This window comes from Burkholderia sp. HI2500, from assembly GCF_002223055.1.
Lineage (GTDB): Bacteria > Pseudomonadota > Gammaproteobacteria > Burkholderiales > Burkholderiaceae > Burkholderia.
Genome location: NZ_NKFL01000006.1, coordinates 1,518,957 through 1,531,159 on the forward strand (window position 1 = coordinate 1,518,957; position 12,203 = coordinate 1,531,159).

At 67.7% G+C, this 12,203-nt stretch carries 13 protein-coding genes; 3 read left to right on the plus strand and 10 right to left on the minus strand.

Annotated elements, in window-relative coordinates; translation table 11 throughout:
* The first annotated feature begins 49 nt into the window (after nucleotides 1-49).
* Nucleotides 50-1,018 carry a LysR family transcriptional regulator gene (locus tag CFB45_RS24535; protein WP_089427781.1) on the plus strand — a complete coding sequence of 323 codons (969 nt, stop codon included), beginning with the start codon at nucleotides 50-52 and terminating at the stop codon, nucleotides 1,016-1,018.
* Between the two features lie 27 nt (nucleotides 1,019-1,045).
* Here the strand turns inward: CFB45_RS24535 and CFB45_RS24540 are convergent, their stop codons facing one another.
* The gene (locus tag CFB45_RS24540; protein ID WP_089427782.1) at nucleotides 1,046-1,417 is read right to left on the minus strand and encodes an MAPEG family protein; all 372 of its coding nucleotides are present in this window, start codon (nucleotides 1,415-1,417) and stop codon (nucleotides 1,046-1,048) included.
* Nucleotides 1,418-1,719: 302 nt separating this feature from the next.
* Here CFB45_RS24540 and alr point away from each other — a divergent pair, with 302 nt between their 5' ends.
* Nucleotides 1,720-2,841, plus strand: coding sequence for an alanine racemase (gene alr, locus CFB45_RS24545; RefSeq protein ID WP_089427783.1), 1,122 nt, complete (start codon nucleotides 1,720-1,722; stop codon nucleotides 2,839-2,841).
* 153 nt (nucleotides 2,842-2,994) lie between these two features.
* Here the strand turns inward: alr and CFB45_RS24550 are convergent, their stop codons facing one another.
* The 4 genes from CFB45_RS24550 to CFB45_RS24565 all read right to left on the minus strand — a co-directional run bounded on the left by CFB45_RS24550 (nucleotide 2,995) and on the right by CFB45_RS24565 (nucleotide 6,043).
* A complete protein-coding gene (locus CFB45_RS24550; protein WP_089427784.1) occupies nucleotides 2,995-3,789 on the minus strand; it encodes an enoyl-CoA hydratase in 795 nt (264 codons plus the stop codon).
* Nucleotides 3,790-3,933: 144 nt separating this feature from the next.
* Complete coding sequence (locus tag CFB45_RS24555) at nucleotides 3,934-4,386, minus strand: DUF3592 domain-containing protein (protein WP_089429129.1); 453 nt, start codon at nucleotides 4,384-4,386, stop codon at nucleotides 3,934-3,936.
* Nucleotides 4,387-4,396: 10 nt separating this feature from the next.
* The gene (locus CFB45_RS24560; RefSeq protein ID WP_089427785.1) at nucleotides 4,397-4,984 is read right to left on the minus strand and encodes a hypothetical protein; all 588 of its coding nucleotides are present in this window, start codon (nucleotides 4,982-4,984) and stop codon (nucleotides 4,397-4,399) included.
* Between the two features lie 153 nt (nucleotides 4,985-5,137).
* On the minus strand, nucleotides 5,138-6,043 hold the full coding sequence (locus tag CFB45_RS24565) for a LysR family transcriptional regulator (RefSeq protein WP_089427786.1): 906 nt from the start codon (nucleotides 6,041-6,043) through the stop codon (nucleotides 5,138-5,140).
* 90 nt (nucleotides 6,044-6,133) lie between these two features.
* On the opposite strand from CFB45_RS24565, the gene CFB45_RS24570 reads away from it, so the two are divergent.
* Nucleotides 6,134-6,664, plus strand: a complete 531-nt coding sequence (locus CFB45_RS24570) for a DMT family transporter (RefSeq protein ID WP_089429130.1) — start codon at nucleotides 6,134-6,136, stop codon at nucleotides 6,662-6,664.
* A 42-nt stretch (nucleotides 6,665-6,706) separates the two neighbouring features.
* On the opposite strand, the gene CFB45_RS24575 is transcribed toward CFB45_RS24570, so the two are convergent.
* Genes CFB45_RS24575 through CFB45_RS24595 form a run of 5 tightly spaced genes read right to left on the minus strand, consistent with a single transcriptional unit; the run spans nucleotide 6,707 to nucleotide 11,815 of the window.
* Nucleotides 6,707-7,072, minus strand: coding sequence for a response regulator (locus CFB45_RS24575; RefSeq protein WP_089427787.1), 366 nt, complete (start codon nucleotides 7,070-7,072; stop codon nucleotides 6,707-6,709).
* A 40-nt stretch (nucleotides 7,073-7,112) separates the two neighbouring features.
* Entirely contained in the window at nucleotides 7,113-8,072 is a 960-nt protein-coding gene (locus tag CFB45_RS24580; RefSeq protein ID WP_089427788.1) for a chemotaxis protein CheX, read from the minus strand.
* A gap of 32 nt (nucleotides 8,073-8,104) precedes the next feature.
* Nucleotides 8,105-8,686 carry a hypothetical protein gene (locus CFB45_RS24585; RefSeq protein ID WP_089427789.1) on the minus strand — a complete coding sequence of 194 codons (582 nt, stop codon included), beginning with the start codon at nucleotides 8,684-8,686 and terminating at the stop codon, nucleotides 8,105-8,107.
* Nucleotides 8,683-9,411 (minus strand): methyl-accepting chemotaxis protein, encoded by a 729-nt coding sequence (locus tag CFB45_RS24590; RefSeq protein WP_089429131.1) that lies wholly within the window; start codon nucleotides 9,409-9,411, stop codon nucleotides 8,683-8,685. The genes CFB45_RS24585 and CFB45_RS24590 overlap by 4 nt, the downstream gene beginning before the upstream one ends.
* Nucleotides 9,412-9,433: 22 nt before the next feature.
* Nucleotides 9,434-11,815: an MCP four helix bundle domain-containing protein gene (locus tag CFB45_RS24595; protein ID WP_089427790.1), complete on the minus strand. Its 2,382-nt coding sequence runs from the start codon at nucleotides 11,813-11,815 to the stop codon at nucleotides 9,434-9,436.
* Nucleotides 11,816-12,203: the final 388 nt, after the last annotated feature.

Genomic DNA, 12,203 nt, shown 5'->3' on the forward strand with positions numbered 1-12,203 from the left:
GGCAAAAGATGATTTTTCAACGGGTGTTGAGTCAACTACAATACCCCGCATGTCGCACCTCCCTCCCCTCAGCGCATTGCGAGCTTTCGAGGCGGCCGTCCGCCTCGGCGGGTTCGCGCGCGCGGCGGCGGAGCTGAACGTGTCGACGAGTGCGGTCAGTCACCAGATTCGCGCGCTCGAGGAATCGCTCGGCGCGCGGCTGCTCGAACGCAGCACGGGGCTCGGCGGCATCAGCCTCACGCCGGCCGGCGCACGCCTGCTGCCGGCCGTCAGCGATGCGCTGTCGCGGCTGACCGACGCCTGTGCCGAGATTCGCGGCACCGCGCAACGGCTCACCGTATCCGCCAACGCGCCGTTTTCGGCGATGTGGCTCGCCCGCCGCCTCGCGGAATTCTCGTCGCTTCATCCCGATACACCGCTGCACGCCGTCGTGCTCGACGACGAACCGGATTTCGCGCGCAGCGGCGTCGATCTGGCGATCGTGCACGTGCCCGCGCACCGGCTGCAGGCCGACGACGACATCCTGCTGCAGGAAACGGTGTTCCCGGTATGCAGCCCCGAACTGCATCCGTATGCGTCCGTGAACGTGTGCCGCTCCCGGCTGCTGCAGGAGATGCACGAGCACAGCCCCGAGATCGACTGGCGCAACTGGTCCACGGAGTTCGGCCTGCCCGGCGACTTCGAGACGAAGATCGTCCGCTACAGCAGTTTCAGCCAGGTCATCGGCGCGGCGGTCGGCGGCGCGGGCATCGCGCTCGGCCGCGCGCCGCTGATCGAGCCCGAGTTGCGCAGCGGGCGCCTCGTGCCGCTGCGGCCGGGCCTCGAACGCGCCGCGTCGTGGCGCTTCGTGCTGCGCCGCAACCCGTCGACGCGGCACCGGCTGCTCGATCCCCTGATCGCGTTCCTGCGCCGCGAAGCGGAAGCAGACTCGAACGCAGCGCCGATCGCGGGACCGATCGTTGCGCCCGCATCCAACGACAGCCGCGTGCGCGGCACGGGCGGCGCGACCGGCAAGTAACGCGCCGGCCTCGCCCGCATGCGCCGCTTACGGCGCAGCGAAGAACAACGCCACCACGCACGCCATCCCGCCGAACCACACGAGCGAACGCAGCGACGCCCAGTTCAGCAGGTACATCAGCATGTAGACAATGCGGATCGCGACGAACGCCATCGCAAGCTGGTCGACGCGATGCACGTTCGCGCCGTTGTGCCATGCCACCACCAGCGCGGCCGTGAACAGCGCAAGCGCCTCCCATGCGTTCTGGTGCGCGGCTTGCGCGCGAGCGCGCCAGCCTTCGAGCTTCGCCAGGTAGTCGCGCGGCGCGCGGTTGTCGTAGCCCTTGCGGGCCTTCGCGAGAAACGTCATCGAGAACGGCAACAGCGCCACGATGAACAGGCACAGCTGGGACGTCGTCATCAAAAGTCTCCTCCTTTATGATTACATTGATCAATGACAAGATCGCCGAGAGCTTAGCATTGCGTCGTGCTGTTCGCGCACCGGTTTTCTAGACGGGAGACTCGGCTGCACGGCCCGCCGGCAGCCGCAACGCGGCCTGGTTCGACACCAAAATTTCCACCAAATCATCGACAAAAACGTTAATTAAAACTGGTCGAACACCAATAAGATAGCGTTCAACACTGGCCCGGCGCGTTGTCGCGCCAGGCCGCCGAACCCGCGCCGCCGCGCGCGCCGAACGACATCCGATCCGAGACATCGCCATGCCCCGTCCCATCGTCGCCCATATCCGCCCCGACGCCGTCCGCCACAACCTCGACTTCATCCGCCGCACCGCCGCGCAATCGCGCGTGTGGGCCGTGGTCAAGGCCAATGCGTACGGTCACGGCATCGAGCGGATCTACCCGGGCCTGGCCGCCGCCGACGGCATCGCGCTGCTCGATCTCGACGAAGCCGTGCGCGTGCGCGAACTCGGCTGGGACAAGCCCGTGCTGCTGCTCGAAGGGATCTTCGAGCCGGCCGACGTCGAGCTGGCCGATCGCCACCGCCTGACGGTGGCCGTGCACTGCGACGAGCAGCTCGACCTGCTGATCGCGGCGAAGCCGCAGCTGCCGATCGACATCCAGCTCAAGATGAACTCCGGGATGAACCGGCTCGGCTATCGCCCCGCCGTTTTCCGGGCCGCGTGGGAGCGCGCGGCGAGCGCGCCGTCGATCGGCAAGATCACGCTGATGATGCATTTCGCGAACGCCGACGAAGGCGAAGTGGACTGGCAGCTCGACCAGTTCGATGCGACCACCGCGGGGATTCCGGGCGAGCGCTCGACGTCGAATTCGGCCGCCGTGCTGTGGCATCCGCGCGCGCACCGCGACTGGGTGCGGCCCGGCACGATCCTGTACGGTGCGTCGCCGACGGGTGCGGCGCGGGGTATCGCCGACACGCCGCTGATGGCCGCGATGACGCTGACGAGCAAGATCATCGGTGTGCAGACGCTGTCGCCGGAAGAGACCGTCGGCTACGGCCGCCGCTTCACGGCCGACCGGCCGATGCGGATCGGCGTCGTCGCGTGCGGCTATGCGGACGGCTATCCGCGCCACGCACCGACCGGCACGCCGATCGCGGTGGACGGCGTGATGACGCGCGTCGTCGGCCGCGTGTCGATGGACATGCTGACCGTCGACCTGACGCCGTGCCCGAACGCGGGCATCGGGTCGCCTGTCGAGCTGTGGGGCGATCAGGTGAAGGTGGATGACGTGGCGGAAGCCAGCGGCACGATCGGCTACGAGCTGATGTGCGCGCTCGCGCGCCGTGTGCCGGTCGTGATCGTGCCGCCGGGTGCGTCGAGCGAACAGCCGACGCTGCGGACCGGGAGCTACGGGCGCTGACCGGCTTGGATGCGGCGGCGCACGCGCTGTTGCGTCGCCTGACGTGCGCTTCGGTTGCGGGTCGCCTCGGGCGGCCCGTTTGCTTTTCCGTGCGAGCGAATGGCGTGGGTGACGGCCCTTCCGCGTCGCTCGCCGCACTCCGCTAATAACGCACTACGAACGCCACGTCGGCTTGCGCTTCTCGAGGAACGCGTCGATCCCTTCGCCGGCATCCTCTTCCATCATGTTGCGCGCCATCACGTCGCCCGCATACGCATAGGCTTCGTCGAGCGGCAACTCGCGCTGGCGATAGAACATCTGCTTGCCGACCCGCACCGCGGCCGGGCTCTTCGCGACGATCTCCGCGACCTTGCGTGCAACGGCCGCGTCGAGCGCATCCTCGGGCACGGCCTCGTTGACGAGGCCCCACGCGGCGGCCGTTGCCGCATCGACGAAGCGCCCGGTCACGAGCATGTCGAATGCGCGCTTCGCCGTGACGTTGCGGCTCAATGCGACAGCCGGCGTCGAACAGAACAGCCCGACGTTGATGCCCGATACCGCGAAGCGCGCGGTATCGGCCGCGATCGCCAGGTCGCACGCGGCGACGAGCTGGCAGCCGGCGGCCGTCGCGATGCCGTGCACGCGCGCGATCACCGGCACCGGTAACGCGCGCATCGCGAGCATCACGCGGCTGCACTGGGCGAACAGCGTGCGGTAGTAATCGAGTTCGGGCTGGCTGCGCATCTGCCGCAGGTCGTGGCCCGCGCAGAACGCCTTGCCTTCCGCGGCCAGCACGACGCAGCGCACGTGCGGATCGGCCGCCAGCGACTCGAACGCATCGTGCAGGCTCGCCAGCATCGCTTCGGACAGTGCATTGAATTGCTGCGGACGGTTCAGCCGCAGCGTGACGACGCCGTCGTGCGCGTCGCGCAACAGGATCGGCTCGGCAGTGTCTTGATCGGATTTCATGATGTTCCGCTCGATGGGGTTCGGCAGGATTCGATGCGGCGCGAACGCGCGGCGATGATGCGTGCACGTTCACGGCACCGTGATGATGAAATGCTCCTCCACATTCCGTGCGACGTCCAGTCGGGGTGCAGCAGGCTCACTCGGTCACGTCCGCTTGCGCCCGCCGCGCCACGCGCGCACGCCCGAGCGCAGTTGACTGGCGCCGACGAGGAAAAAGACGGCGCCCATTCCGCCGAAGGTCAGTACGCCCCCCCAGATCGCACCGAACGTATTCATCCGCGCCGTCATATGGGGCGCATCGGGTGCGTAGCGCACCTCGACCGTCGCGCCCTCCTCCACGCTGACCTCGCCGCCTTGCGGATATTCGACGTGCTCGCCCGCGAGCGTCGTGAACGCGATCTCCGGATGGTGCGGGCCCGCGTTCAGCTTGATGACCCGCCCCGGCACGACGACCGACGTCCGCAGGAATTCGCGCGTCGACTGCGCGTACAGGGCAGCGCCGATCAGCAGGCACGTACCGACGATGGTAAAGACGACGCCCTTCGCGATCAGCGTTTCCGTCTGCTGCGCGTCGGTGCGACCGGATCCGGACACCATTGCGCTCATCTCAAGGTCGCGACTGCTGGAACGACACGTCGATCTTCGACTTCGTCTTGCAGCGGTACATCACCCCGCGCCCCGTTTCGTCGGTCACACCTTCGTACGGGCCGTTGCAGCCGGTGATCCTGTACGTCGCGAACGGAATGCGCTTGCCGTCCTGCGGCCGGACCAGCACCGGGATGCGCCCCGTCGGGCCGTCGCCGATCGTGCGGACGAGCACCATGCGAGCCGCATCGATCGGCGCAGCGGAGCGCATGTAGGCCGTGCGCCCTTGTGCGTCGGTCGATCCTTCGACTTCGAGTTCCCGGTTGTCCTGGGCCGCGCTCGTGTACAGCGCGAACGCATAGCGCGTGTTCGGCAGCGGCTGCTTCGTCGCGGGATCGTGCAGCACGAAATAGCACCCGTTGACGCCCTTCCCGGCCGTCACCAGCCCGTCGGCCTGCGTGGCGTTGCACGTGTATGACGAACCGCTGCTGACGGCAGCCTGTTGGGCATTCGGCTGCCCGGTGGTGTTCGCGCATCCGCCTGCCAGCGCGGCCATCAGCGTTACGCATGCGCCGCGCACGAGCGCCGCCCGATCGATCTTGATTGTCATGGGAAGGTGTCCCGTTCCTGATTGTTGTGGATGCCGTGCGTGCCGCGCAGGTCGCGCAGGTCGCGCAGGCACGCCGCCCTCGGCATCCGGCAGGATACGGAGATCGCGGCGCGCTGTAAATTGCGCGCGCGTCGCGCCGGCCACGCCGCGCGGCTACCCGCCGCTCGCGACGCGCGCGATCGTCTGCCGCAGCCAGATGTGCGCGGCGTCGCCGTGCCGGCGCGCGTGCCAGTGCTGCGCGAACTCGAACGAATCGATCGGGAACGGCGGCTCGAACACGCGCAGCCGCGCATCGTCGCGCACGCGGTCGAGGTTGCGCCGCGCGACGGTCAGCACGAGGTCGGTGTCGGCGATCAGGTCGTTCGCCACACCCCAGAACGGCAGGATCACCGCGATGTGCCGCTCGCGCCGCAGCCGCGCCAGCGCGCGATCGACCTCGTTGTCCATCCCGTCGCGCATCGCGACGAGCGCATGCGGCCGCGCGAGCCACGCATCGAGCGCGAGTTCGCCGCGGCGCGGCAGGCGGCTTGCATCGGCCACGCACGCGAACGACTCGACGAACAGCGGTTGCGCGTGCAGGTCGCGCTGCATCGCGGGCAACACGCCGAGCGCGAGATCGACCTCGCCGTCCATCAGCTGCATCCGCATCGCCTCGCGGGTGGCCTGCGACACGATCAGCTCGATGCCCGGCGCGTCGGCGCGCAACGTCTTCACGAGCGAAGGCAGCACGATCCGCGCGCCGTAGTCGGACATCGCGATGCGAAACACGCGCGTGGCCGCGGACGGATCGAACGCCGGCGGCTCGATCAGCGCGCCGAGCCGGCCAAGGACGTCGTTCAGCGGCTCGACCAGTTCGTTCGCACGTGCGGTGAGTTCGAGCCGGCCCGCGCGCCGCACGAGCAACGGATCGCCGAAGATGTCGCGCAGCCGCGCGAGCGCATGGCTCACGGCCGGCTGGCTGCGGTGCAGCCGGACGGCGGCACGCGAGATGTGTTTTTCGCTCAGCAACACATGCAGCGTCACGAGCAGGTTCAGGTCGATGCGGGCCAGATTATTCATGAAAGGAATATGAAGCATCCGAAGAACGAATTTCCATTCGTGATCTTAATGGACAACAATCATTTCAACATCCTTTCACGACCGACCAAGATGACGACTTCCCTGTCCTTCGCCACCCTTCCGCTCGCCGTCGCGGCTTTCGTCGCCGGTGCGCTCGTGCCGCTGCAAGGCGGCAGCAATGCTGCGCTCGGGCGCGCGCTCGGCCACCCGCTGTGGGCGAGCGTCGCGTCGCTGACGGTGAGCCTGCTCGCGGTGCTGCCCGTGCTGCTGGCGACGCGTGCGAACGCGCCGCTCGTCGGCGACGCGCTGCAGCGCCCGCTGTGGATGTGGCTCGGCGGCCTCGCGGGCGTGATCTACATCACGCTCGCGCTGATCCTGACGCCGCGGCTCGGCGCGACGACCTTCATCGTCTGCGTCGTCGCCGGGCAAATGCTCGCGTCGCTGCTGATCGACCACTACGGGCTGATGGGGCTCGCGCAGCGGCTTGCGACCCCCGGCCGCATCGCGGGCGTCGCGCTGATCTTCGCTGGGATGATCGTCGTGCAATGGCAGACGCCCGCACCACGCGTGCCGGCCGCCACCGGCGACGCGGCGGCCGCGCAACCCGAACCGCAACGCTGAACGCGCGGGCGGGCGCGGGTGCGCCGCCCCCCCCGACGGGCGTCAGCCCGCGAGCTTCTTCAGCGCGTCGAGCACCGCTTCGCCCTTGAACGGCTTCACGATCCAACCCTTCACGCCGGCGGCCTTGCCGCGCTCCTTCATCGCCGGGCTGCTTTCGGTCGTCAGCATCACGACGTTGACCGTCGCGTTCGCCAGCTCGCCGCGGATCTTCTCGACCATCGTCAGGCCGTCCATGTTCGGCATGTTCACGTCGCTGATCACGAGGCGCACGCCGGGCGTTGCCTTGAGCTTCGCGAGCCCGTCCTTGCCGTCGACGGCCGTCGCGACGTCGAGCCCGTGATTGCGCAGGAAGCCCGCGACTTCGTCGCGCACCGTGCCCGAATCGTCGACCACCAGAATCTTTGCCATGTCGTATTCCCCTTCCTTTCCTTGTTGCTGACTTCAGTCTTCAAAACAGTTCGAGTTCACCCGATTCGACCATCGGCCCCACGTCCTGCACCGATTCGCGGAAATCCTCCGGCGACCAGCTGAGGCTGAACACGAAGCGCTGGTCGAGGCAGACGGAGCGCCCCGATGCCGGGTCGGTCATCCGGTACTTGAAGCAGAGCTGCGGGCAATCGCCGCCGAACGAGATGAACTTCTGCTTGTGATTGACGACGAGCGGCACCTGCACCGGATGGCGCGCCAGCGCCTCGGCGTCGCCGAGATAGCGGTTCTTGAACGCGCCCCACACGAGGTTGGTCAGCTCGCCGAGCACGCTGTTCACGTCGCGGAAATCCGGCGCGCGGCCGGCCTCGCGCGTGCCGCCGAGCATGTCGAGCAGCGGCTGCTCGCTCGTCTGCAGCAGCATGTAGCCGCGGCACCATGCGCTTTCGAGCGCGATCAGGCTGAACACTTCGCCGAAGATGATCTGGTCGCGCACGATGCACGGCGTTTCGTGCTCGATCGTCATGCCCGGGAACAGGCTGTCGATGCGGGCTTCCGTGATCTCCGAGATGCCGCGCACGAGTGCGTTCGGGTAGTCGCGGCCGAACAGGTATTCGTCGATCGCGCGCTTGAGCGGCGTCATGTCGTCCGCGACGTAGGCCGCGCACGCGACGCGCGCGAGCGCCTCCGGCAACCCGTCGCGCGACGCGAGCGATTCGCGGCGCAGGATGATCGGCAATTCGGGGCGCAGCGCATCGATCTGCGTCGCGATGATCGCGCTCTCGGCCGGCGAACCGCCGTAATCCTCGGCCAGCAGGATCGCGCCGAGGTCGATGTTCGAGCGCAGCACCTTCAGCAGCCGGTTGCGCCGCACGGTCAGGCCGACCAGGTTGTGCTCGTCGCAGAAACGCTTGATCGCGTCGGCGTGCGCGCGACTGTCGTCGAGTACGAGCACCTTGCTGACGGGTTTGTCCAGGGCCATCTCAAGGTTTCCTCATGGTCGGTCAGGGTCGGTCAGAACAGTTCGAGCTCGCCGCCGGTATCCACCGTGGCCGTCTCCGGCACATGGAAATCGACCGGCGCGTTCGCGCACACGCACAACGTCGCGCCGACCCGCACGTCGCCGTCGAGCGTCAGGTCGTAGGCGGCCACGTGATTCGGCGCCAGCGCGGGCAGGTAGTCGATGCTCGATCCGCTCAGCAGGTAAGGCGTCGACATCCCCAGGTCGGGAAACGGCACGGTCAGCGCCTGGTTGATCGCGCCGCAGCACAGGTTCGCGACTTCCATGAACGCTTCGGGCAACGGCCGCTGGCCGCTCGTGCCCGCCGACGCGCCGGCGAAACGGCGGCGCGTCGCGTCGTCGTCGCTGAATCGCAGCGCGAGCAGCAGGCGGAAATGCAGCGCCGAGATCGTCAGCACCGCGACATGCTCGGGCACCTTCGGCTTCGTGCGCGACCTCGCGGGCGCGTGGTCCTGCCCATCATGTGCGTGGCCGGCAGCCGGCCGGATGTCGCACGCGCCGCCGGATGCGAGCCGCGTGCGCGCCGCATCGAAAAAGATCCGTTCGAAGCCGGCTTTCGCCTGCGCGCTGATCACGCCGCGCCTCCTTCGATCCGCGCGTGCAGTTGCCCGGCCAGCGTCTCGACGGTCGCGAGCGCGGCCGTGATCATCTTGCCGCCGGCCTGGATGTCCTGGAACGTCGCGGCCGTCACGAGATCGTTGCGGTTCAGGCTGTCGCGATAGCTGTTCGACAATTGCTGCGAGCGCGCGGCCAGCCCGCGCACCTCGCTCGCGACGATCGAGAAGCCGCGCCCGGCCGCGCCGGCGCGCGCGGCCTCGATCGACGCGTTCAGCGACACGATCGACACGTGCGCGACGATCGCCGACAGCTCCTGGTTCTTCGCGCGCATGTCCTGGTTCTGCGTGGTCAGCGAGATCATCTGCTCGTGCCAGCGCTCGAACGTGCCGGCGAGCCCGCGCAGGCGCGCGGCTTCGTCGGCGATCTTCATCGCGTGCTGCGCGAGCGCCGCGCGATCGGCCGACAGCGCCTGCACGGCGTCGCGCTGCGAGCCGGCGGCGGACGTCTCGCGCGCCAGCGCATCCTCGAGCTGCGCCTCGCGCTGCGCCCATGCGTCGGCCGCCGCCGCATGCGCCGACGCGACGTCGGCGACGCGCGCGTCGGCTGCGTCGAGCGCGCCGCGCAACTGCGCCGCATCGCGCTCGTGCGCCGCGACGAGCCGCGTGCGCGTCACGCGAAACACCACCGCCGCCACAATGGCGACGACGACACCGCCCGCCAGTGCGGCGGCCATCTGGATCATCCACGCCTGCCCGATCACGCCGTCACTCCGTCGCACCGATGTCCGCGCTGCGCGCACGTTCGTGCACGACGCCCTGGGCGGCACCGTCCGCCGCGAAGCGGGCCGGCAGCGACACGATCGTCTCGAACGCGCGATACGGCGCGCCGACGCGATCGTCGGTGAAGCGCAGCGCGATGTCGCCGCCGTCGCGCTTCAGGAAGTTGCGCACCGCGTCCATGCCGACGCCGCGCCCCGACACTTCGGTCACCGTGCTCGCGGTCGAGAAACCCGGCCGGAAGATCAGCTCGGCCACCTCGTCGTCGGACAGCGCCGCGTCGTGGCCGGCATCGATCCAGCCGCGCTCGCGCGCGATGCCGCGAATCCGGTCGAGCGCGAGGCCGCGGCCGTCGTCGCTCAGCACGAACCACAGCTCGCCGCCGCCCACGCCGACCGCGATGTCGATCGTGCCGGACGCCGCCTTGCCGGCCGCGCGCCGCTCGTCGGACGATTCGATCCCGTGGTCCATCGAATTGCGCAGCAGGTGCATGAACACGTTCTTCAGCGTCGCGGCGATTTCGCTGCGCACGCGGTTGCCGTGGCTGTCGATATGCACGACCGGCGCCGGCTTGCCGAGTTCGGCCGCGAGCGACGGCAGCGACTCGATCACGCCGCCGAGCGCATCGCCGATACCCTGCGTGCCGAGCTGGCTCAGCATGCGGCGCACGGCGTCGCGCGCCGAGTGCCAGTCGGACGCGTTCGCCGGATCGGCACCGTCGAGCACGCGCAGGCTCTCGCTGATGTGCGCGCGTTCGACCATCAGGAAGTCGGCGCCCTGCACCGCTTCGCCGCTGCGGCCGAGCGTGACCGCGTTGATCGTCGCGTAGTGCTCGACCGCGTCGCGCACGCGGGCCAGGTCGTCCATCAGCGCGTCGCGGTTCCACTCCGGGCCGCCGTCCGCGCGGCGCAGCGAGTCGTACGCCTGCTCCGCCTCGTGGACGATGTTGGTCAGGTGCTGGAGGCTGTACGTGCGCGCATTGCCCTTGATCGTGTGCATGTTGCGGAACAGCGCCGCGACGATCGAGTGATCGGCGCGCTCGTGCTGGCGGATCATCCGCTCGTTCTCGCTGAGGAAGCCCTTCGCGCTGTGCACGAAGTCGTGGAACTTGTCCTGGCTGATCGACAGAATCTCGCCGATCATTTCGAGGCGGCGCTGCTGCTCGCCGGCCTGCGCGGTCAGCTCGCGAATCTCGGTCACGTCGCGCACGCACAGCATCAGGCGCACGACCGTGTCGGTCTCGTTGGTGATCGCCGACCAGCTCAGGTCGAGCCACTTGTCGCGGCCGTCCGGCATCCGCTTCGCGACTTCGTTCACGAGCAGGTGCTCGTTGAACGCGAAGTTCATGCTGTCTTCGCCGAGGCATGCGTGCACGGCCGCATCGACCTGCGAGCGCGCGTCGGAACCGATGTTCGAGTCGTCGAACACGAGCGCCATCAGGTCGCGGCCCGCGATGTCGCTCGTCTCGAAGATGGTTTCGAGGTACGCCGAATACTCCGCATGCACGACGCCGCCTTCGACGACGGTCAGGATCCCCTGCTGCATGTTCTGCAGCATCGCCTGGATGTCGGCCGTCTTCTGCTTGAGCTGCGCCGAGTTCTCCTGGATCTTCTCGATCATCCCGTTGAACGCGACGATCGAATGGCCGATTTCGTCCATCCGGCCCACCGGCACGCGGCGCGTGAAATCCTGGCTCGTCGCGATCTCGCTCATCGCCGTCTGCATCCCGATCAGCGGGCGCGTGATCTGGCGATACAGCAGCAGGCCCAGCGCGGTCAGCAACACGATCACCGTGCCGGCGACGCCCGCGATCGCGGTCGCCGTGGTCGACAGCATCCCGTTCAGCGCGCTGATCGCGTCGTCCTTCTGGCGGTTCTTCTCGACGCGCAGCGTGTCGACGATGCTTTCGAGTTCGTCGCGATACTGCGCGACGTTCGCGAACAGGTACGCCTGCGCCATCTCGGGCTTGCCGTCGGCCTTCATCTTCACGGTGTCGTCGATTGCCGCGAAATAGTTCGTGGCGCTCTCCTTCGCCTGCGAGACGAGCCCGACCTGCGCCTGGCCGACCGCCGACTTCGCCTGCACGTCGAGCGCGGCGCGCAGCGCGCCCTGCTTCGCCTTCAGCTCGTCGCGCGCCTGCGCGGCGGTGTTCGCGTCGGGCGCATAGACGAGCGTCATCGTCGCGATCTGGATGTTCTTCACATCGGCGACGAGATCCGCGGACGCGAGCGCGCTCGGCACGATTCCCTGGGTGACCTGGCGTACCTCGGACGCGCTCTTGCGGGTCTGGTACACGGCATAGATGCCGATCGCGGACAGCGCGAAGAACGTCAGGACGACTAGCAGCGTAATGCGATGACGGATGGTCATGAGTACAGCTCCCCGCAGCGATCCGGCTTCGATCGCCGTTTGGTCTATTGAAAGAATGTGAGCGCCGAATTATCGGGGATGGTGTATGACGCTCCGATGACCGAAAATCATTCATTCATTGATAAAAATGAAATGAATAATTGTGACGAAAGCGCCCTAAAGATTTGCCGGGATCTGCCGTTAACCTCCTGCCACAAGGCTTCGATCGGCGATCCTGCGCGGCCCGGAAATTCCAGGTTCGGATATTTTATTTTTATTTATTTAATCCACGAATTAGCCGCAATCGGGCTTTCGTAAAACGTTTGCGCATTATCGGCTAATTCAGGCGAATTCGCGATTTTTTATTGTCGGGCCGTCATTCGACGGACCGATGAAAACGATACCGCCC

Coding starts and splice junctions, on each gene's coding strand:
- CFB45_RS24565 (WP_089427786.1), bottom strand. CDS start 6,043: ATGAATAATCTGGCCCGCATCGACCTGAACCTGCTCGTGACGCTGCAT.
- CFB45_RS24550 (WP_089427784.1), bottom strand. CDS start 3,789: ATGAAATCCGATCAAGACACTGCCGAGCCGATCCTGTTGCGCGACGCG.
- CFB45_RS24570 (WP_089429130.1), top strand. CDS start 6,134: ATGACGACTTCCCTGTCCTTCGCCACCCTTCCGCTCGCCGTCGCGGCT.
- CFB45_RS24555 (WP_089429129.1), bottom strand. CDS start 4,386: ATGGTGTCCGGATCCGGTCGCACCGACGCGCAGCAGACGGAAACGCTG.
- CFB45_RS24535 (WP_089427781.1), top strand. CDS start 50: ATGTCGCACCTCCCTCCCCTCAGCGCATTGCGAGCTTTCGAGGCGGCC.
- CFB45_RS24595 (WP_089427790.1), bottom strand. CDS start 11,815: ATGACCATCCGTCATCGCATTACGCTGCTAGTCGTCCTGACGTTCTTC.
- CFB45_RS24560 (WP_089427785.1), bottom strand. CDS start 4,984: ATGACAATCAAGATCGATCGGGCGGCGCTCGTGCGCGGCGCATGCGTA.
- CFB45_RS24540 (WP_089427782.1), bottom strand. CDS start 1,417: ATGACGACGTCCCAGCTGTGCCTGTTCATCGTGGCGCTGTTGCCGTTC.
- CFB45_RS24580 (WP_089427788.1), bottom strand. CDS start 8,072: ATGGCCCTGGACAAACCCGTCAGCAAGGTGCTCGTACTCGACGACAGT.
- CFB45_RS24575 (WP_089427787.1), bottom strand. CDS start 7,072: ATGGCAAAGATTCTGGTGGTCGACGATTCGGGCACGGTGCGCGACGAA.
- CFB45_RS24590 (WP_089429131.1), bottom strand. CDS start 9,411: ATGATCCAGATGGCCGCCGCACTGGCGGGCGGTGTCGTCGTCGCCATT.
- alr (WP_089427783.1), top strand. CDS start 1,720: ATGCCCCGTCCCATCGTCGCCCATATCCGCCCCGACGCCGTCCGCCAC.